The organism is Streptomyces sp. NPDC096048, assembly GCF_044763415.1.
GTDB lineage: Bacteria > Actinomycetota > Actinomycetes > Streptomycetales > Streptomycetaceae > Streptomyces.
Genome location: NZ_JBIWGG010000004.1, coordinates 472677 through 491880 on the forward strand (window position 1 = coordinate 472677; position 19204 = coordinate 491880).

The 19204-nt window shown below is 71.8% G+C and carries 23 protein-coding genes and 2 pseudogenes; 18 read left to right on the forward strand and 7 right to left on the reverse strand.

Annotation, left to right across the window (positions count from 1 at the left end; genetic code table 11):
* Nucleotides 1–54: 54 nt before the first annotated feature.
* The 12 genes and pseudogenes from ACIQ6R_RS13365 to ACIQ6R_RS13420 all read left to right on the forward strand — a co-directional run bounded on the left by ACIQ6R_RS13365 (nt 55) and on the right by ACIQ6R_RS13420 (nt 8077).
* The gene (locus tag ACIQ6R_RS13365) at nt 55–375 is read left to right on the forward strand and encodes a hypothetical protein (RefSeq protein ID WP_404221029.1); all 321 of its coding nucleotides are present in this window, start codon (nt 55–57) and stop codon (nt 373–375) included.
* A gap of 62 nt (nt 376–437) precedes the next feature.
* Nucleotides 438–1025: pseudogene (locus ACIQ6R_RS13370) on the forward strand (N-acetylmuramoyl-L-alanine amidase); the annotation flags it as partial.
* Nucleotides 1026–1390: 365 nt separating this feature from the next.
* Complete coding sequence (locus ACIQ6R_RS13375) at nt 1391–1744, forward strand: hypothetical protein (protein ID WP_404221031.1); 354 nt, start codon at nt 1391–1393, stop codon at nt 1742–1744.
* Nucleotides 1745–1756: 12 nt separating this feature from the next.
* Nucleotides 1757–1984, forward strand: a complete 228-nt coding sequence (locus ACIQ6R_RS13380; protein ID WP_404221033.1) for a holin — start codon at nt 1757–1759, stop codon at nt 1982–1984.
* Nucleotides 1985–2033: 49 nt separating this feature from the next.
* Nucleotides 2034–2366 carry a hypothetical protein gene (locus tag ACIQ6R_RS13385; RefSeq protein ID WP_404221035.1) on the forward strand — a complete coding sequence of 111 codons (333 nt, stop codon included), beginning with the start codon at nt 2034–2036 and terminating at the stop codon, nt 2364–2366.
* A 782-nt stretch (nt 2367–3148) separates the two neighbouring features.
* Nucleotides 3149–3787 carry an HAD family hydrolase gene (locus ACIQ6R_RS13390; RefSeq protein ID WP_404221037.1) on the forward strand — a complete coding sequence of 213 codons (639 nt, stop codon included), beginning with the start codon at nt 3149–3151 and terminating at the stop codon, nt 3785–3787.
* Between the two features lie 45 nt (nt 3788–3832).
* A complete protein-coding gene (locus ACIQ6R_RS13395; protein ID WP_404221039.1) occupies nt 3833–5056 on the forward strand; it encodes an IS4 family transposase in 1224 nt (407 codons plus the stop codon).
* Nucleotides 5057–5278: 222 nt separating this feature from the next.
* A complete protein-coding gene (locus tag ACIQ6R_RS13400; protein WP_404221041.1) occupies nt 5279–6460 on the forward strand; it encodes a helix-turn-helix domain-containing protein in 1182 nt (393 codons plus the stop codon).
* Nucleotides 6461–6772: 312 nt separating this feature from the next.
* Nucleotides 6773–7117, forward strand: coding sequence for a hypothetical protein (locus ACIQ6R_RS13405; RefSeq protein WP_404221043.1), 345 nt, complete (start codon nt 6773–6775; stop codon nt 7115–7117).
* The gene (locus ACIQ6R_RS13410) at nt 7114–7446 is read left to right on the forward strand and encodes a hypothetical protein (RefSeq protein WP_404221045.1); all 333 of its coding nucleotides are present in this window, start codon (nt 7114–7116) and stop codon (nt 7444–7446) included. The genes ACIQ6R_RS13405 and ACIQ6R_RS13410 overlap by 4 nt, the downstream gene beginning before the upstream one ends.
* The gene (locus ACIQ6R_RS13415) at nt 7443–7646 is read left to right on the forward strand and encodes a hypothetical protein (RefSeq protein WP_404221047.1); all 204 of its coding nucleotides are present in this window, start codon (nt 7443–7445) and stop codon (nt 7644–7646) included. The genes ACIQ6R_RS13410 and ACIQ6R_RS13415 overlap by 4 nt, the downstream gene beginning before the upstream one ends.
* Nucleotides 7643–8077, forward strand: a complete 435-nt coding sequence (locus ACIQ6R_RS13420; RefSeq protein WP_404221049.1) for a hypothetical protein — start codon at nt 7643–7645, stop codon at nt 8075–8077. Before ACIQ6R_RS13415 ends, ACIQ6R_RS13420 begins: the two co-directional genes overlap by 4 nt.
* A gap of 127 nt (nt 8078–8204) precedes the next feature.
* Here ACIQ6R_RS13420 and ACIQ6R_RS13425 read toward each other — a convergent pair whose 3' ends face one another.
* Entirely contained in the window at nt 8205–8438 is a 234-nt protein-coding gene (locus ACIQ6R_RS13425) for a helix-turn-helix domain-containing protein (RefSeq protein ID WP_404221051.1), read from the reverse strand.
* 209 nt (nt 8439–8647) lie between these two features.
* Between ACIQ6R_RS13425 and ACIQ6R_RS13430 the strand changes: the two genes are divergently transcribed.
* Both ACIQ6R_RS13430 and ACIQ6R_RS13435 read left to right on the forward strand, forming a co-directional pair.
* Nucleotides 8648–8857: a hypothetical protein gene (locus tag ACIQ6R_RS13430; protein ID WP_055420705.1), complete on the forward strand. Its 210-nt coding sequence runs from the start codon at nt 8648–8650 to the stop codon at nt 8855–8857.
* A 6-nt stretch (nt 8858–8863) separates the two neighbouring features.
* Nucleotides 8864–8980 (forward strand): annotated as a pseudogene (locus tag ACIQ6R_RS13435) (DUF779 domain-containing protein); the annotation flags it as partial.
* Between the two features lie 93 nt (nt 8981–9073).
* Here ACIQ6R_RS13435 and ACIQ6R_RS13440 read toward each other — a convergent pair.
* The 6 genes from ACIQ6R_RS13440 to ACIQ6R_RS13465 all read right to left on the reverse strand — a co-directional run bounded on the left by ACIQ6R_RS13440 (nt 9074) and on the right by ACIQ6R_RS13465 (nt 14400).
* A complete protein-coding gene (locus tag ACIQ6R_RS13440; protein ID WP_404180692.1) occupies nt 9074–9268 on the reverse strand; it encodes a hypothetical protein in 195 nt (64 codons plus the stop codon).
* Nucleotides 9269–9383: 115 nt separating this feature from the next.
* The gene (locus tag ACIQ6R_RS13445; protein ID WP_404221053.1) at nt 9384–10247 is read right to left on the reverse strand and encodes a phosphatidylinositol-specific phospholipase C/glycerophosphodiester phosphodiesterase family protein; all 864 of its coding nucleotides are present in this window, start codon (nt 10245–10247) and stop codon (nt 9384–9386) included.
* A gap of 184 nt (nt 10248–10431) precedes the next feature.
* Nucleotides 10432–11520, reverse strand: coding sequence for an acyl-CoA dehydrogenase family protein (locus tag ACIQ6R_RS13450; RefSeq protein ID WP_404221055.1), 1089 nt, complete (start codon nt 11518–11520; stop codon nt 10432–10434).
* Nucleotides 11517–12698, reverse strand: coding sequence for an acyl-CoA dehydrogenase family protein (locus ACIQ6R_RS13455; protein ID WP_404180700.1), 1182 nt, complete (start codon nt 12696–12698; stop codon nt 11517–11519). Before ACIQ6R_RS13455 ends, ACIQ6R_RS13450 begins: the two co-directional genes overlap by 4 nt.
* Nucleotides 12695–13675 carry an NADPH:quinone oxidoreductase family protein gene (locus ACIQ6R_RS13460; protein ID WP_404221057.1) on the reverse strand — a complete coding sequence of 327 codons (981 nt, stop codon included), beginning with the start codon at nt 13673–13675 and terminating at the stop codon, nt 12695–12697. Before ACIQ6R_RS13460 ends, ACIQ6R_RS13455 begins: the two co-directional genes overlap by 4 nt.
* 146 nt (nt 13676–13821) lie before the next feature.
* The gene (locus ACIQ6R_RS13465) at nt 13822–14400 is read right to left on the reverse strand and encodes a helix-turn-helix domain-containing protein (RefSeq protein WP_404221059.1); all 579 of its coding nucleotides are present in this window, start codon (nt 14398–14400) and stop codon (nt 13822–13824) included.
* 62 nt (nt 14401–14462) lie between these two features.
* Between ACIQ6R_RS13465 and ACIQ6R_RS13470 the strand changes: the two genes are divergently transcribed.
* From ACIQ6R_RS13470 to ACIQ6R_RS13485, 4 genes are all read left to right on the forward strand, one after another.
* Nucleotides 14463–15434, forward strand: coding sequence for an NAD(P)/FAD-dependent oxidoreductase (locus ACIQ6R_RS13470; RefSeq protein ID WP_404221061.1), 972 nt, complete (start codon nt 14463–14465; stop codon nt 15432–15434).
* A gap of 271 nt (nt 15435–15705) precedes the next feature.
* On the forward strand, nt 15706–17244 hold the full coding sequence (locus ACIQ6R_RS13475; protein ID WP_404221063.1) for an ATP-dependent DNA ligase: 1539 nt from the start codon (nt 15706–15708) through the stop codon (nt 17242–17244).
* Nucleotides 17241–17699, forward strand: a complete 459-nt coding sequence (locus ACIQ6R_RS13480) for an NUDIX domain-containing protein (protein WP_404180714.1) — start codon at nt 17241–17243, stop codon at nt 17697–17699. Before ACIQ6R_RS13475 ends, ACIQ6R_RS13480 begins: the two co-directional genes overlap by 4 nt.
* Nucleotides 17700–17798: 99 nt before the next feature.
* Nucleotides 17799–19184 (forward strand): NADP-dependent succinic semialdehyde dehydrogenase, encoded by a 1386-nt coding sequence (locus ACIQ6R_RS13485; protein WP_404221065.1) that lies wholly within the window; start codon nt 17799–17801, stop codon nt 19182–19184.
* Nucleotides 19185–19204 lie beyond the last annotated feature (20 nt).

A 19204-nucleotide genomic window follows, 5' to 3' on the forward strand; every position in this document is an offset into this window, starting at 1 on the left:
GACGCGTCGGTGAGCGCACGGTGGGCGCAGTCCGCGCTCACTGTGTGGTTTCGGGTGGACATCGTGTTCGGGTCGACGACCACCTTCGGGTCGGGCACGGACAACTGGAGGATCTCCACCCCGGTGGCGGCCGCGTCGACGATCGGAGGGTGCGGGTCCGGGGAGATCCAGACCGCTCCTGGCTCGCCGGGCACGAGGCAGCCGATCCGGGTGCGGCTCACGACGACGCAGACGTTCGAGTTCGAGATGTCCGGCGGCAACGTCTCCGGTGCTGACACCAGCGCGGGCGCGGGCCTGATCGACGCGTCGACTCCGACCGCGTGGGTTGCCGGGGCGGCACTGCGGTTCTGGGGCACTTACGAGGCCGCCGCCTGACCTGCGATCCACTGACCGCCCCGCGCCACCAGGCCGGGGCTTTTCTCATGTCTGGAGGCCTGATGGCCGCACCGATGGGAGCACGCAGCTTCCTGCAAGCCCTCAGGGACGAGGGCCTCACCGTCGTGGAGGTCGGCGATTGGGAGGACCACAACCGCAACCACAAGGGTGCTTGGGGGCCCGTCCACGGAGTAATGATCCACCACACCGTGACGAAGGGCTCCGCCCGCACGGTGGAGATCTGCCGCAAGGGCTACGCGGGTCTGCCCGGGCCGCTCTGTCACGGCGTCATCACCAAGGACGGCAAGGTCCACCTCGTCGGCTACGGCCGCGCCAACCACGCCGGGAGCGGAGACGACGACGTCCTCCAGGCCGTCATCGGCGAACGCACGCTGCCCACCGACAACGAGGCGAACACCGACGGCAACCGGCACTTCTACGGCTTCGAGTGCGAGAACCTCGGCGACGGCGAAGACCCCTGGCCCGAGGTCCAGCTGGAGGCGATCGAGCGAGCCGCGGCCGCCGTCTGCCGGCACCACGGCTGGGACGAAGAGTCCGTGATTGGTCACCTCGAATGGCAGCCCGGGAAGGTCGACCCGCGCGGTTTCACCATGGCGTCGATGCGCGCCCGCGTCCACGACCGCCTCAAGCGCCCCGCTGGCGCAGACACCACCCCACCCAAGGAGGCCCTCGTGGCTGACAAGAACGACGTCAAGGTACTGGCCAAGACGGACGGCGTCTTCGACTCGCCGGACAAGACCAAGGACAACCCCCACTGGACGCTGGAGTCCTACCAGCGCTACGACTACCTGCAGAACCGCGAGACCCTCAAGCTCGTACGCGGCTTCAACACCAAGCTCGACGCCCAACAGAAGGTCCTCGACAAGCTCGTGGACGCGGTCGCGGCCGGAGCGAACGCCAACCTGGACGAGCTGAAGCAGGAGATCCGCGACACGCTCGCCGAGGCCGTCGTGAAGGTCGACGTCGAGGTCACCGGCGGAACCCCGGGCACCGAGTGATCGTCAACCTCACCCCGCACCCGATCCGCGTCTACATCGACGACCGGCCCGACGGCCTCGACGACTTGGAGCCCGGCCTCCGTTACGTCATCGAGCCCGAGGAGAAGCCCGCCAGGCTCGGCGTCATGCCCATCAAGTCCGAGCTGCGCGACGGGATTCAGGTGGAGCTCGTCCAGTACGGGCACGCCCTGGGTCTGCCCCGCCGCCGCGCGGGCGTCTCCTACGTGGTGTCGCTGCCCGTGGCGCTGGCGCTGGCTCCGCGCCGATCAGACCTGCTCGTCCCCTACCGCGAGGTACGCAACTCCGCGGGCACTGTCATCGGCTGCCGCCAACTCGCGCAGCCCGTCTGAGAGGAACATCCCATGGCATCTCCCTCCGCGCCCATCGAGAAGAAGGTCAAGGCGTCCAGCGCGCTCGCCTACCTGGCCAGCCTCGCCGGACTTGCGATCCTCGGTGGCGTCACCGACGACCCTTCCCTGATCTCCGGCATGCCCGACGTACTGGAGCCGTTCGTCCTGGCTCTCGTCCCAGCCGCTGGGTCCTGGATCGCCGGGTGGGCGGCACCGCATACCCCGCGTGCGGACGTCTGAGTCGGCCGCCTGGCCGCACTCCATCCCACTGCACCATCGGAGGACGCCCGTGGACGCTGCGACGCTCGCCGCCGTCGGAACGATCGTCGTCGGGCTCGCAGCGGCTGGCGCCGCGCTGATCGGACACCGCGGAGCCAACGCGGCAAGCCAGTCAGGGGCGGTGCTCGGTGGCTACAGCACGCTCGTGGACAACCTCCAGGAGGAGCGGGCGCAGTTGCGCGACCGCGTCGCTGAGGTCGAGAGGCTCCTCGCTGCGGCGTACGCCGAACTCGCCGCCGAGCGGGCGGACAAGGCCGCACTCCAGGCCCGGATCGCGGAACTCACCAACGAGAGCCAGCAGCTGCGCGAGCGGATCGCCGAGCTAGGGGGACAGACCACGTGAGTCGTCATGGGCAGCCGGTCCTCGTGCAACGGTGGCGGTCCCTCGCGGTCACGGCCGTCCTGCTGGTGCTGTCCGGGGCGGTCGTCCTGGTGTGGCTGCGTATCGACGCCGAGGCCCGCCGCGCGGATGCTCTCGCGGACGAGGCGAACCGGCGCGGCGACGCCGTTAGCACCTTGGCCGGTGACGTGCGGGTACTGCGCGAGCAGGTGAAAGCCGAGGGGCAGACGCCGGCGGTGCCGGATCCGGCCCGGGCGGTCGAGGATCTCCCCGACCGTGCGGAGGTGCCGGTGCCGATCCCAGGGCCGAAGGGAGACCCCGGGAGACCCGGCAAGGACGGTAAGCCGGGGGAAGCGGGAGAGGACGGGCCGCCCGGAGAAGACGGCCCGGAAGGAGCACCTGGCGAGAACGGCGAGCCTGGCACCCCGGGAGAAGACGGCATGGACGGAACGGACGGAGTGCAGGGCCCGCAGGGCGAGCCCGGCCCCGCAGGACCGGCAGGCCCCGCGGGCCCGGCCGGGCCGCAGGGAGAGCAGGGGCCGCGCGGCGAACAAGGGCCTGCGGGACCGTCGTGCCCGGCCGGGTACAGCCTCCAGCCGCCGGCCGATGACCCTGACGCCCTCGTGTGCCGCCGCGATGGGGCACCAGACGGCGACGGCTCAGAGGCACCGACGAGCCCTCTCGCATTGGCCCTGGACCCGCAGCGACGCCAGTACCCATGACCTTGGCCCCCATCGCCTTCGGGCGGTGGGGGCCCTTTCGTTATGCCCGGGTACCCTGCCCGCATGATTCGCGCTGTGATCTTCGACGTCGGCGAGACCCTCGTCCGCGACGACCGGTACTGGGCCGCCTGGGCCGACTGGCTCGGCGCCCCACGCCACACCGTCTCCGCGCTAGTCGGCGCCGTCGTCGCCCAGGGCCGAGACAACGCCGACGCCCTGCGCCTCATCCGACCGGACATCGACATCCCGACCGAGTACGCCGCGCGCGAGACCGCCGGCTGCGGTGAAGACCTGGACGAGACGGACCTGTACGACGACGTCCGGCCCGCCCTCGCCGCGCTGCGCGACCTGGGCCTGCGCGTCGTCATCGCCGGGAACCAGACCGCCCGCGCGGGCGAACTCCTCCGCGCCCTCGATCTGCCCGCGGACGTGGTCGCGACGTCCGGGGAATGGGGCGTCGCCAAGCCGCGGCCGGAGTTCTTCCAGCGGGCGACCGAGGCCGGGCAGGCACCGCCGGGCGAGACGGTGTACGTCGGCGACCACCCTGCCAATGACACCCTGCCTGCGGCAGCGGCCGGGCTCCGCACCGCGCACCTCCGGCGCGGGCCGTGGGGGCATCTCTGGGCGGACACGCCGGAGGTCGTCGGGACTGCGGACTGGCGGATCGACAGTCTCACCGACCTTGTGCCACTGCTGACCTAGCTCCAATGCCGGTGACTTAGGGGCCTGTGCCTCGTTGTCCTTCGTGTGGCGAGGGTGGGGCAGGTTGGAGTGCCTGCAGGTGAGCGGTTGTCGGACCGGATCGCGGTTGGGGTGCTGACGCAGGCATTTCCGCCTCATCTGGTGGATGAGGTGATCGCCGAGACCGGCCGGGCCGAGCAGCGCAGTCGCCTGCTGCCGGCGCGGGTGGTGGTCTACTTCGTCCTCGCGATGTGCCTGTTCTTCGGGCAGGGATACGAAGAGGTCGCCCGGCTCCTGGGCGAAGGGCTCGGTGGTCCGGGGCGGTCGTGGCGGGTGCCGACGACCGCTGCGATCGGCCGGGCACGTCGGCGTCTGGGCACAGAACCGTTGAGGGCATTGTTCGCCCGGGTCTGCCGGCCGGTGGCCGTGCCCGAGACGGCCGGCGCCTGGTACCGGCACTGGCGTCTGGTCGCGGTGGACGGCACGACCTTGGATGTAGCGGACACCGCGGCCAACGAGGAGTTCTTCGGCCGCCACGTCTCGCAGCGCGGAGCGGGCGCGTTCCCACAGGCACGGTTGGTCGCACTGGCCGAATGCGGCACGCACGCGGTGTTCGGGGCAGTCGTCGGCTCCCAGTCGATGAGCGAGCAGAAACTCTCCCGGCAGCTGTTCCCCCAGCTTGAGAAAGGGATGCTCCTGCTCGCCGACCGGGGCTTTTACGGCTTCGAACTATGGCAAGCCGCCCGCGCTTCCGGCGCCGACCTGTTGTGGCGGGTACGCAAGAGCGCGGCGCTGCCCGTGACACAAGTCCTCGGCGACGGCTCATACCTCAGCACGGTCCATGCCGAAAGAGACCGCAGGAGCCGCCGCGACCCGATGGTGGTCCGGGTGATCGAGTACACCCTTGCGCGCAGCGGCGACGCCACTGTCTACCGCCTGCTGACCACCCTGCTCGATCCAGAGGAGGCACCAGCGCGGGAGCTGGCCGCGCTCTACGCCCAGCGGTGGGAGATCGAGACCACGCTGGACGAAATCAAGACCCACCAGCGCGGCCCGAAACTCGTCCTGCGCTCGAAGTACCCGTGGGGCGTGGAACAGGAGATCTACGGCTTCCTCCTGGTGCACCACGCCATCCGGCAGCTGATGCACCAGGCCGCCACCTCCCAGGGTCTTGATCCCGACCGGCTCTCCTTCACCCGGTCCCTGCGGATCGTGCGCCGCCAGGTCCCGGCCCAGGCGGCGTTTTCCCCCCGGCCGACTCACCCGCGCACTGACCCGCACCCTGGCTGAGATCACCGAACGCCTGCTGCCTCCACGCCGTCACCGGGCCTGCCCCCGAGTGATCAAACGCAAGATGTCCAACTGGCCACTCAAACGGGCCGAGCACCGCGACTGGTCACCACCCGCACCAGACACCGTCACCATCACCCGGCAAGCCAGAACCTAAGTCACCGGCATTGGACCTAGCTCGTTCACGTCCCCGTAGCACGGACAAATCGGTACGGTGCCAGCATGCCCACCGCCAGCAGGCGCGAAGTAGGCCAGCACATCGCCACCATCCGCCGCGCACGCCGGATGACCCAGGCCGACCTCGCCCGCACCGCCTACGTCTCCCTCGCCACCATCAAGGGCATCGAACGCGGCGCACGCTCACCCAGCGACGACACCCTCGACTCGATCGCCGCCGCCCTCAACGTCGACCCGAGCCGCATCATCACCGGCAGCACCCGCACCGACAGCCGCGTCCACGCCGCCCTCCCCGGCATCTCCGCCGCGATCAGCGCCTACGACATCCCCACCGACACCCCACCCCGCCCGCTCGACGAACTTCGCACGGCCGCCGACGCGTTGGTGCAGTGGCGCCTCGCCGCCCAGTACGCCCGCATCGCCGAACGAGCCCCGCAGCTCCTCACCGACACCCTGACCGCGCTACACCACGCGACCGGCGCCGAGCAGCTGCACGCCGCCCGCCTCCTCGCCACCACCGCCCGCTCAGCCGACGCCGTGGCCTACAAATTCGGCGCCCGGGACCTCTCCGCCCGCCTGGTCGAGCTGATGCGCTGGGCCGCCGCACAAACCGACAACCCGCTCGCCGAGGCGACCGCCGCCTACGTCCGCACCGAAACGTTCTTCGCCGCCCGCGCGCACGCCCCCGGGCTCCGCGCCCTGGAGCAGGCCATCGACGCCAGCCCTGCCCCGATCGGCCGCGCCTCGACCGCCGCCCGCGGCGCGCTGCACATGCGCGCGGCCGTCATCGCCGGACGATGCGGAAATGAGGACGCCGCCACAATGCACCTGGACGAAGCCCGAGGCCTCGGCGACGCGGTCCCGGAAGCCGCCTACGACGGCACCCAGTTCGGGCCGGACTCTGTGCGCGCGCACGAGGTGTCCGTCGCGGTCAGCCTCGGGCAGGACCACGTGCAGCGGGCCCTCGACATCGCCGACGAGTGGACACCCCCTGACTCGCTGCCCCAGGAACGGCAGTCTGGATTCTGGATCGAGCTGGCCCGCGCGCAGGTGTGGGCCGGCCGCCCGGACGACGCGTTCGAGTCGCTGAAGGTCGCCCGGTTCATCGCCCCGCAGCACACGCGGGAGCATCCGTGGGCACGGAAGGCTGCGGCGACGATCCGCCGTCTGAAGCGTGCGGACGCCGAGAGCCTGACCAGCTTCGCCGAGTGGATCGGCGCCGTCTGACGGGGATACACGCTGTATCCCTTGCACCCCTTGTAGCGGCCCATGATCTGTCTGTCCGCAGCAAACAGGCAGATGGGAGACGGGGATGAGTCGCAGGTGTGCGGAGTTACTGCGGGTGGACGGCCCGGTGAGTATCGCTCGGCTTCACGGGCGGGCGTGCTGGTACTGCGGTGCCGTGGCACGGGGCCTGTCCGTCGTGGGGCGCGTCCAGCGGGCGGGCCGCACCCGGGTGTGGGACGTCGTCTCGTGCGGCTGCCACGCGAAGGCGGGGGCCGCCCGGTGACTTCTCCTTCGCAGCACCTTCCAGTCAGTGTGTCGGACGACGAGTGGGACGTCATCCGCGTCCCCCGGCAGCTCGGCCTCGCCGCGATGAGCATCCTCGGGGCCCGCGCCGGCGCGGTCGTTGAAGACCCGCAGCCGGGCGCCTTGTACTTCTTCGTGCCGGTGGGCACCGCCGCCAGCTGGCAGGCGGAGAACACCCGCGCGATCACTGGCGGAGAGCGGGTGCCGATCCCGCCGGAGCGGCGGACGTCCGGCCCGGGCCCGCACTGGCGGATGTGCCCGGGCGACCGCAGCTGGCTCACTGACCCGGTCGCCCTCCTCGCGGCGATCGGTGACGCCTTCGGCCCCAAGGTTGGCACGGAGATCGCATCGTGAGCAGCCCTCCAGCTCTCGACCCCGTCCAGAGCGGCACGGCGATGCTGGCCCTTCCGAAGACATCCACCCTCACCGCAGGACAGCTCGACGGTGAGGAGTGTCCGTGGTGCGGCACCGAGCTGACGATCAGGGCCCGGGTCGACCTAGGCGAACGCCCCGGTCCCCAGGGCGTCACGATCCACCCGTGGGCCTGCGGGCCCTGCGTCACCACGCAGGCCCGGGAGACCTACAACCGACACCCCAGTTACTGCACCCGCTGTGCCAAGGACCCGTACAGCTGCGGCGTCCGCAGAGTGTGGCGCCGCCTCGCCCTGGAGACACGACGATGACCGCCCCCCGGAAGACCATGGACGAACCGGTGTACCTGGGCATGCCACTCGACGAGCCGACGCCTGTCGTCCACTGCCGGACGTGCAACCAGGCGGCTCGACAGCGAGAGGCTGCACGGGAGCGGGACGACCCCTCCGCGGTGACGGACGCCAACGTGATCATCCGCCAGCACCCGCATGACCGGATGGACGCCCGATGACCGGCTACCGGTGCACGGCCACGTCCGAAGTCCACGCCGAAGTTCGGGCCATGGGAGAGACGATCAGCTCGCCTCACGGCAAAATCGAGTGGACCCCGTACTCGACCCTTCAGTGTCTCCTCGAAGACGTGCCCCACGACTTCCACGCGGCGTTCCTTCGCACCGGGACGCGTGCGGACCCGGCCTCGGACGTCTACCTGTGCTGGAGAGACGGATCCCTGGACCAGTGCCTGGCGGATCTCGACTGCTGCATGGCCCGGCCCGAACCGCGCGACGCTGGATGCACGATCTTCGAGCACCACCCGGGGCGGTGTCAGTGGGAGTACATCGACCCCGAGCAGGTGGCTGCGCAGGCGCAGGCCGACCAGCTGGTCGAGGAGCTGGGCTTGTCGCACTGCCCTCACAGCGCATGGGACGCGCCGCCCTTATGAGCTCCCGCTGGTGTCACAGGGCGAACGGGGCACCAGCGGGTTCTACTCCACCGGCGTGTACGTGTGTCGCCGATCGCGCCGGTGGAACTGGGCGGCCCGTCTTCGTCCCCCGTCGGGGGCGGGCCGCTCATCTCACGAGGTCGGCGAGGGGCACGTCGAGGACCCGCGCGATGCGGAGCAGCGTGAAGAGCGTCGGGTTGTGGCGGCCGGATTCGATGAGCTGGAGGACGTTGCGGCTGATGCCGGCGCCGAGGAAGAGACGCTCTTGCGTGATCTTCTTCCGCTCGCGTTCGACGCGAATGCGCTCGCCGAGGACGTGGCTGTGCTCGTAGAGCCAGGCGTCGTCGTCAGGAGCGTGCACTCGACAAACGCTCCGACGAAGATCACCCTAAGTCAGCACGATAAATGAGGCATCTTCGCCTGCGGCATACAAGCACGATTCAATTAAGACACTCGTTCGAGTGACGTGACGTTCGACTTATTGCAACATGCAAGCTTTTGCCTAACGATTACCCAGGCCCCCCACGCGTCCCCACATCCCCAGCACGACAGATCAGCAGGTGGCACCACATGACCGATGAGCAGTCCCACCCCACCGGGACCCTCACCGACCTCCAGTACGCACGCATCGACTACGCGCGCCGCGACCTCGACTCCGCCCGCGCCGAAGACCTCGCCCAGCTGGACGCCGCCGGCCTCATCCTCATGGTCGAACGCCTCCGGGGACGCCTTGGCGACGTGCTCGACCTCGTAGACGAACTTACAGACCTACATCAGTAAAGCCATTTGTGGAGTCACACCAGACTGATCGTGGACGTCGTCGCGGGCCGGGGCGGCGGCTTCTCTCTGGAGGCACCCGAAGGGGTGCGCTTCCTCATCCGCTCCCGCGTCATCGGCGCGTAGCGACATCCGGTGGCCACCGCCCCCCTCCCGCCCGTCGCGGTCCCGCCGACTACGGTCTGCGGCTGCGGCTGCGGCTGCGGCTGCGGCCCGAGACTACGGTCTGAGGCTGCTCACGATGTCCGCCGTCGCGGTCAGTCCGCTGCTGATGGTCGGGGCGATGCTCGTGCTCGCCAGATAGAAGCCGAGCAGCAGGCACACCAGCGCGTGCGAGACCTTCAGCCCGCCGTTGCGCAGGAAGATCACCGCCAGGATGGACAGCAACAGCACCACAGAGATGGAAACGGCCATCGTCAACCTCCTCCGCCACGTCCACTTCGCGGCGTTCGGCCGTAAGTGTGGCGTAGCGGAGGGTTCGTCCGGGCGGCTGACCTGTCCTCCGAACGAGTGGTGTTCCGCCGGTGCCCTACGCGCCCCGGTGGGCGTCGAGGAACGCCTCGAGACCGGCGAGGTCGTCGGTGTTGAGGTGGTCGACGCCGGCGGCGAGCAGTTCGGACCAGACGGCGTCCCGCGCGGGGCCCGCCACGTCGGGCGTGGCCCAGAACCGCACCCGCTGTCCGCGGGAGTGCGCCGCGTCGACGATGTCCCGCAGCCTGCGCCGCTCGGCCGCCGGGAAGGCGCCCACGCCCCGCCAGGTGAAGTTGAGCGTCCAGTTGTCGCTGATCAGGGGGACGAAGGAGGCCGGGGCCGCGCTGCCGAGGTCGCTGAGGCGGCCGTCGTAGAAGGCGCGGCGGGTGTGCTGGGCCTCCATGGGCGCGCGGGCCGCCCGGTCACCGGAGACCACCGCGGTGACCGCGCCGGGGAACACCCGTCCGTGGGCGTACGTGGTGAACAGGTGCTGGTAGCGGCGCAGATGGCGGTCGAGTTCGAGGTACGTCGCCGAGCCCTCGGTCTTGATGTCGATCAGGAGCTGAAGCGCCCGGCGGTCCCGCCGGTACACCCGCCCGTGGTGGGCGCGGACGCGGGCGGCGAGAGGGTCCAGGTAGAGGGACTCCAGGGTGCGGGACGGGTCGAGGTCCTCGGGGTCGTGGGCGACGAGGAGTTGACCGCCGACCAGGTAGATGTCGGCCTCGACGCTGCCGAAGCGGTGGTCCAGGGCGTCGAGGAGGGGGCGGGGGTGCTCGTAGTCGTTGTGGGCGTGGGCGCGCCACAACGGGCGCGGCCCGTGCCTGCCCTCGCTCGCCAGCGCGGTGCCGGCGGGCACGGCGACCGCGCCCGCGAGGGCGGCGCCGAGTGTGGTGAGGGCTCTGCGTCGGGTGGTGAGGGCCATGCTCTGCCTCCCTGGAGGTGCCGTACGGGACGCCTGTGAGTATGCGGTCCCGAGACCCCCAGGAAGCAGAGCCGGGAGCGGAGTTGGCCGACGCGCCGCCGGCCGTTCATGTCGTCTCGGCGGCGGGCACGGAAAATGCCCGCCCCTGGTGGGACGGGCATCGCCCGGACAGGAGGGGCGGACGTCAGGGCGCTCGGAGGTCGACCAGTTCGGCCAGCGCCTCCCGATGGGTGCCCGTCGCGCCGTAGGCGATCGAGTCGGCCTTGGCCCGCTTCAGGTACAGGTGGACCGGGTGCTCCCACGTCATGCCGATGCCGCCGTGCAGTTGCAGCGCCTCCTCGGCGGCGTGGACGGCGACCTGGCCGGCGTACGCCTGGGCCACGGCGACGGCCACCTCGGTGTCCTCGCCGGTCGCCAGCGCGTCGGCCGCGTTGCGGGCGGCGGCGCGCAGGCCCGCGACCTCCAGCCACAGTCCGGCGAGCCGGTGCTTGAGCGCCTGGAATCCGCCGACCTGGCGGTTGAACTGCTTGCGCTCCTTGAGATAGCGGACCGTCTCGGTCAGCAGCCAGTCGGCGAGGCCCAGTTGCTCGGAGGCGAGCAGCCCTGCACCGGCCCGCAGGGCGCGTCGTACGGCGGCTTCGGAGTCACCCAGCCGGCGCCCGGTGACGCCGTCGAGGCTGACGCGCGCGACCGGCCGGGTCAGGTCGAGGGCCACCTGCGGGGTGACGGTCGCGTCGGCGGCACGGACCGCGTACAGTCCCCCGTCGTCCGCGGGCACCAGCAGCACGTCGGCGACGGCCGCGTCGGCGATGCCCGTCAACTCGCCGTGCAGGCGCCCCCCTTCGAGGCGCACGAGCGGGACGACGCCGCCCGGCGCGACGTGCAGGCCGACGGCGAGGGCGGCGATGGTGGTCGCGGACGCCAGCTCGGTGAGCAGGTCGTCGGCCCCGCAGGCCAGCAGCGCCTCGGTGGCGACGACGGCGCTCGTCAGGTAGGGCACCGGCGCGACCGCGCGGCCCAGCTCCTCCAGCACGACCGCGGTTTCCCGGTGCGTGGCGCCCTGACCGCCCAGTTCCTCGGGGATCAGCAGGCCCGCGAGGCCCATCGAGCCGGCGAGCGCTTTCCACAGCGACACGTCGTGCGGGGTGGCCGACTCGGTGCGGGTGATGACGCCCGCCGGGTCACAGTGGTCGGTGAGCAGGTCCCGGACGGCGGCGCGCAGCGCCTCTTCCTCTTCCGAGTAGAGAAGACCGGGTTCCGACTGTGTACTCATCGGGCGAGGTCCTTCCATGCGACGTCCTTGTCGGTGCGCGGTTCGGCGGGCAGGCCAAGGACGCGCTCGGCGACGATGTTCAGCAGGACCTCGCTGGTCCCGCCCTCGATGCTGTTGCCCTTGGAACGCAGGTAGCGGTATCCGGCGTCGCGGCCGGTGAAGTCCACGTGCTCGGGGCGGCGCATGGACCAGTCGTCGTAGAGCAGGCCCTCCTCGCCGAGGAGTTCGACCTCCAGGCCGCTGATCTCCTGGTTGAGGCGAGCGAAGTTCAGCTTCATGCCGGCGCCCTCGGGGCCGGGCTGGCCGGCCACCAGTTGCTGGCGCAGGCGCACACCGGTGAGGCGGGCGACCTCGGCCTCGACCCACAGGCCCAGCAGCCGCTGGTGCAGGTCGTGGGTGCGCAGTTCGGGGCGTTCCCGCCAGGTCGCGGCGATCTTGCCGATCATGCCGCCCTCGCGGGGGATCGGGGTTCCGCCGATGGCGACGCGCTCGTTGTTCAGCGTGGTCTGGGCGACCCGCCAGCCGTCACCGACCTCGCCCAGGCGGCGGGAGTCGGGGACGCGGACGTCGGTGAGGAACACCTCGTTGAACTCGGCCTCACCGGTGACCTGCCGCAGCGGCCGGACCTCCACGCCGGGGTCGGTCATGTCGCACACGAAGTACGTGATGCCCCGGTGCTTGGGCACGTCCGGGTCGGTACGGGCGATGAGGATGGCCCAGCGGGCGAGGTGCGCGCTGGACGTCCACACCTTCTGCCCGTTGACGACCCAGTCCTCGCCTTCCCTGACCGCCCGGGTGCCGAGGGCGGCGAGGTCGGATCCGGCGCCCGGCTCGCTGAACAGCTGGCACCAGACCTCCTCGCCGGTCCACAGCGGGCGCAGGAGACGCCGCTTCTGCTCCTCCGTGCCGTACTGGAGGATGGTCGGGGCGGCCATGCCGAGGCCGATGCCGATGCGCCGGGGGTCGTTGTCGGGGGCGCCCGCGGCCGTCAGTTCGGCGTCCACGACCGCCTGGAGGGAGCGGGGGGCGGCGAGTCCGCCGAGACCCTCCGGATAGTGCACCCAGGCCAGTCCGGCGTCGAAGCGCGCCCGGAGGAAGTCCAGGCGTCCGGTGGTGGCCGGTGGATGCGCGGCCAGCAACTCCTCGGTACGGCGGCGCAGTTCCGCTGCGTCGGTCATGCGGCGGCTCCCTTCTCCAGCTTCTCCGGTACGACGGCCACCCGGCCGGTCGTCCTGCCGTCGGCGACGCGCTGCACGGCGTCGGCGGCCCCGCCGAGCGGCACCCGCTCGCTCACCAGCGGCTTGATGGCGCCCCGTGCGGCCAGCCCGGTGAGCTGCTCGTGGCAGTGCTGGACCAGCCCCGGGTTCTTGGTGTTGTACAGGCCCCAGTGCAGGCCGAGGATCGCGTAGTTCTTCACCAGGGCGTGGTTCAGTGCCGGGCTGGGGATCGTGCCGCTCGCGAAGCCGACGACGACGATCCGGCCCTCGAAGGCGACGACCTTGGCGGACTGGGCGTAGGCCTGGCCGCCCACCGGGTCGTAGATCACGTCGGCGCCCCGGCCGCCGGTGGCTTCCTTGACGGCGGCGACGACGTCCTCGCCGTGCCGGTCGACGACCACGTCGCAGCCCAGCTCGCGGGCGACGGCCGCCTTCTCGGGGCCGCCGACGACACCGATGACGGTGGCGCCGGCGGCCTTGCCGAGCTGCACGGCCGCGCTGCCGACCCCTCCGGCGGCAGCGTGGACGAGCAGCGTCTCGCCGGCCTCCAGCCGGGCCCGGCGGTGCAGGCCGAACCAGCCGGTCTGGTAGCCGATGTGCAGGGCGGCGGCCTCGGCGTCGTCCAGGGCGTCCGGCGCCGGCAGCAGGGCTCGGGCGTCCGCGACGGCGTACTCCGCGAAGCCGCCGTGCGGCAGCGCGGGGTTGGCGATGACGCGGCGCCCGTCCTCGGTCTCGCCGCAGATCTCCACGCCCGGCGTGAACGGCAACGGCGGCCTGACCTGGTACTGGCCCCGGCACAGCAGCGCGTCCGGGAAGTTGATGTTCGCGGCGCGGACCCTCAGCAGGACCTGGCCCTCGCCGGGTGTCGGCGGCGCCACGTCCGCGAGGCGCATCACCTCGCCCGGCTCGCCGTTCTCGTGCACCTGCCATGCCTGCATGCGGGGCCTCCACCGACTGCGTCGTCCGACCGGGTCATCCGCATACTAAGCGGTCGCTTGCCGATCAGGGAACAGCTTGACGGCAGTCGTCGAGTCACGACCGGCGAGCCGGTCACAACGGGCGTGCGACGCGACCGGGCAGGCCGTCACGCCTGCGCGGTGGGCCGCGCCCGTACGTGCATGCGCTCCCCCTGCGGGCCGAACAGGCTGAGGAACTCCACCGGCCCCTCCCCCGTCGACCCGAACCAGTGCGGAACCCGGGTGTCGAACTCGGCCGCCTCCCCCGCCGACAGCACCACGTCGTGGTCGCCGAGCACGAGCCGCAGCCGGCCGGAGAGGACGTAGAGCCACTCGTACCCCTCGTGGGTCCGCGGATCCGGGTGGCCCTCCTCGCGCTGGGGCACCAGCACCTTGAACGCCTGGAGCCCGCCCGGCTGGCGGGTGAGCGGCCAGTGGGTACGGCCGTGACGCACGATCGGCTTGGCGCGTACCCGCGGGTCGCCGACCGGCGGGGCGCCGACCAGCTCGTCCAGCGGCACCTGGTGGGCCTGGGCGATGGGGAGCAGCAGTTCGAGACTCGGCTTGCGCAGGCCCGACTCCAGCCGCGACAGGGTGCTCACCGAGATGCCGGTCGCCTCGGAAAGCGCCGCCAGGGTCACCTCGCGCTCCTTGCGCACCTGGCGGAGCCTCGGTCCGACACCGGCGAGAACATCGTCTGCAGTCATGCCTTTATTGCAGAACCGGCAAATGTATTTGTCAATCCCGTCCTGTCCGAGCGACCTTCTAGGTGGAGGTGGTCACCGTGACCCGGAACAAGGAGAACAAGGACCTGACCGAGACGTACGACGTGGTGGTGGTCGGCGGCGGTGCGGCCGGACTCTCCGCCGCGCTCGTCCTGGGCCGCGCACGGCTGCGCACCCTGGTCGTCGACGCCGGTGAGCCGCGCAACGCGCCCTCGGACCACATGCAGGGCTACCTGACCCGGGACGGCATGCCGCCGGCCGAGTTCCTGGCGCTCGGCCGGGAGGAGATCGCGCGGTACGGCGTGGAACTCGTCCGTGACCGGGCGGTGGGCGTGACGCGGGGCGGGGACTTCGCCGTGGAGCTGGCCGGCGGACGGACCGTGCGCGCTCGGCGGCTGATCGTCACGACCGGGCTCAAGGACGAACTGCCGGCGGTGCCCGGTGTCGCCGAGAGGTTCGGCCGGGATGTGCTGCACTGCCCGTTCTGCCACGGCTGGGAGGTGCGCGACGAGCCCTTCGGCGTCCTCGCCACCGGCCCGCTCAGCGTGCACCAGGCGCTGATGGTGTCCCGCTGGTCGGACGACGTGACCCTCTTCCTGCACACGGTCGCCGAGGAGGAACTGTCCGACGACGACCTGCGCCGGCTCGCCGCGGCCGGGGTCAAGGTGGTGCCCGGCGAGGTCGCGGGCCTGCGGGTCGAGGACGACCGGCTCACCGGGGTCCGGCTGGCGGACGGCACGGCCCACGACCGCTCGGTCGTCTTCGTCGGCCCCAAGGCGGTACCGCGGACGGGGCTGATGGAGCGGCTGGGCGCCGAGCTGCAGGAGACCCCGTTCGGCGCGTACCCCGTGGTGGACCCGACGGGCCGGACCACCGTGCCCGGCGTGTGGACCGCGGGCAACGCGATGGGCTTCGCCGAGCAGGTCGTCCACGCGGCGAGCGGCGGCTACCGCGCGGCGGCGGCGATCGTCGGCGACCTGATCATGTCGGACCTGGACGCGGCGATCTCGGCCTAGGGACCGCCGACCGACAGGGCCACGGGCGTGCTGCGGTGCCGGATCGGCCTGGGGAGCGGGGGCGAACCCGCCCCCGCTCCCCAGGCCGATCCGGCACGGGAGCAGACACGCCGGACACGGTGGCGGTGGCCGTAGCGGTGGTCGTGGCGGTGGCGGTGGTCGTGGCGGTGGCGGTGGTCGTGGCCGTCGTCGCCCCCGCCCGGCGAGGCGGACCGGCGAGGTGAGGCCCCTGCGGGGTGTGGCCCCGCGCTCTCCGGTGCACCATGGCTGCATGCTGCTTGCCCGGTTGGCCCACGTGTCCCGGGAGGTCGCCGCCACCTCGGCGCGGTCCCGGAAGACCGCCCTGCTCGCGGAGCTGTTCCGGGAGGTGGAGGCGGCGGACGTGCCGGTAGTCATCCCGTATCTGGCGGGACGGCTCCCCCAGGGCCGGATCGGCGTCGGCTGGAAGGTGCTCGGCCGCCCGGTCACACCGGCCTCCGAGCCGACCCTGACCGTGCGTGAGGTGGACGCCCGGCTCACGCGGCTCGGTTCGGTGTCCGGCGCCGGTTCGCAGGCCGAGCGGACGCGTCTGGTCGGCGAGCTGATGGGCGCGGCCACCGAGGACGAGCAGCGCTTCCTGATCGGGCTGCTCACCGGAGAGGTCCGGCAGGGCGCCCTGGACGCGGCCGCCGTCGAGGGCCTGGCGGCGGCGACCGACACGCCGCCCGCGGACGTACGGCGGGCGGTGATGCTCGCGGGCTCGCTGCAGACGGTGGCCGAGGGCCTGCTCGCCGACGGGCCCGGCGCCCTGGAACGGTTCCGGCTCACCGTCGGCCGACCGGTCCTGCCGATGCTCGCCCACAGCGCCTCCTCGGTCGCCGAGGCGGTCGGCAAGCTGGGCGCCTCGGCCGTCGAGGAGAAACTGGACGGCATCCGCGTCCAGGTACACCGGGACGGCGACGCCGTACGGCTCTACACCCGCACCCTGGACGACATCACCGACCGGCTCCCCGAGGTCACCGCCGCGGCCCTGGCCCTGCCCGGCGAGCGGTTCATCCTGGACGGCGAGGTGATCTCCTTCGACGAGGGCGGACGCCCCCGCTCCTTCCAGGAGACCGCCGGGCGGGTCGGCTCCCGCACGGACGTGGCCACGGCCGCGCGGGCGGTGCCCGTCTCCGTCGTGTTCTTCGACGCGCTGTCCGTCGACGGCCACGACCTGCTCGACCTGCCACTGACCGAGCGGCACGCGCGGCTGGCCCGGCTGGTTCCCGAACCGACCCGGGTGCGGCGCACGCTGGTGCCAGGCCCCGAGGAGACGGAGGCCGCCGAGAGGTTCCTCGCCGAGACGCTGGCACGCGGCCACGAGGGCGTCGTGGTCAAAGGGCTCGACGCCGCGTACAGCGCGGGCCGGCGCGGCGCGTCGTGGCTGAAGGTCAAGCCCGTCCACACCCTCGACCTGGTCGTACTGGCCGCCGAGTGGGGCCACGGCCGCCGCACCGGCAAACTCTCCAACCTCCACCTCGGCGCCCGCACCGCCGACGGCTCCTTCGCCATGCTGGGCAAGACCTTCAAGGGCATGACCGACGCGCTGCTGGCCTGGCAGACCGAGCGGCTCCAGGGTCTGGCCGTCCAGGAGCACCCGTGGGGAGTGACCGTACGCCCCGAACTCGTCGTCGAGATCGCCTACGACGGTCTCCAGCGCTCCACCCGCTATCCGGCCGGCGTCACCCTCCGCTTCGCCCGTGTGGTCCGCTACCGCGAGGACAAGCGCCCCGAGGAGGCGGACACGGTGGAAACCCTGCTCGCCGCGCACCCAGAGGTGGCCCCGTGAGGCGCAGCGCGGGCCTGCTGCTGCACCGGCCCGGCGACCGGGGCACCGAGGTGCTGCTCGGTCACATGGGCGGCCCCTTCTACTCCCGCCGTCACGCCGGGGCGTGGACGATCCCGAAGGGCGAGTACGACCCGGTCGAGCCCGCCTGGGACGCGGCCCGGCGCGAGTTCGAGGAGGAACTGGGGCTGCCGCCGCCCGACGGCGCGGCCGTTCCGCTCGGCGAGGTCCGACAGGCCGGCGGGAAGGTCGTCACGGCGTGGGCCGTCGAGGCGGACCTCGATCCGGCGACGGTGGTCCCCGGCACGTTCCGCATGGAGTGGCCGCCGAGGTCGGGGCGGATCGAGGAGTTTCCCGAGCTGGACCGGGTGGCGTGGTTCCCGGTGGACCGGGCGCGTGAGGTGATCGTCAAGGCGCAGGGCGCGTTTCTCGACCGGCTGGCTGAGCACTCGCACTGACGAGAGTCGACCGCCGGCGGCGACGGGGCCCGCACGCGTTGCGGCCCTGCGCGCCACACGCCAAGGTCGAAGCACGAAAGCGCACCCAGGAGGTCGGCCATGCCCATCGCGACGGTGAACCCGGCGAACGGCGAGACGCTCAGGACGTACGAGGCCATGGGCGAGGAGGAGATCGAGCGCCGGCTCCAGCTCGCGGAGGCCACCTTCCGCACCTACCGGACGACGGCGTTCGACGAGCGGGCGCGGCTCATGCACCGTGCCGCCGACCTCCTGGAGGAGGATCAGGAGGCGATCGGCAAGGTCATCACCACCGAGATGGGCAAGCCGGTCAAGCAGGCCCGCGCGGAGGCCGCCAAGTGCGCCAAGGCGATGCGCTGGTACGCCGACCACGCGGCCGAGCTGCTCGCCGACGAGGAACCCGCGGAGTCCGACGTGAAGGACTCCGGCGCCTCCAGGGCCCTGGTCCACTACCGGCCACTCGGCCCGGTGCTCGCGGTGATGCCGTGGAACTTCCCGCTCTGGCAGGTGATCCGGTTCGCGGCGCCGGCGCTGATGGCGGGCAACGTCGGACTGCTCAAGCACGCCTCGAACGTGCCGCAGACCGCCCTGTACCTGGAGGATCTGTTCCACCGGGCGGGCTTCCCCGAAGGCTGCTTCCAGACCCTGCTCATCGGCTCCGCCGCGGTCGACGACATCCTGCGCGACGAGCGCGTGCGGGCCGCCACCCTCACCGGCAGCGAGCCCGCCGGCCGCGCGGTCGCCTCCACCGCCGGGGAGATGATCAAGAAGACGGTGCTGGAACTGGGCGGCAGCGACCCGTTCGTCGTGATGCCGTCCGCCGACGTCGACCGGGCCGCCCGGGTGGCGGTGACCGCGCGCACCCAGAACGCCGGGCAGTCCTGCATCGCCGCCAAGCGGTTCATCGTGCACACGGACGTGTACGACGCCTTCGTCGAGCGCTTCACCGAGGGCATGAAGGCGCTGACGGTCGGCGACCCGATGGACGAGGACACCGAGGTCGGCCCGCTCTCCAGCGAGCAGGGCGTGGACGACCTCGTCGAACTGGTCGACGACGCGGTGCGCGGCGGCGCGCACGTGCTGTGCGGGGGCGAACGCCCGGACGGCCCCGGCTGGTACTACCCGCCGACCGTGCTGGCCGGCGTCACCCGTGACATGCGCATCCACCGCGAGGAGGCCTTCGGCCCGGTCGCCACGCTGTACCGCGCGGCCGACCTGGACGAGGCGGTGCTGATCGCGAACGACACGGACTTCGGGCTCAGTTCCAACGTCTGGACCCGCGACGACGCCGACGTGGACCGCTTCGTACGGGATCTGGAGGCGGGCGGCGTGTACGTCAACGGCATGACGGCGTCCCACCCGGCGTTCCCGTTCGGCGGGGTCAAGCGGTCGGGCTACGGGCGTGAGCTGTCCGGGCACGGAATCCGGGAGTTCTGCAACATCACCACCGTATGGCACGGAGCGTGAGCCTTCCGCGACTACGATCC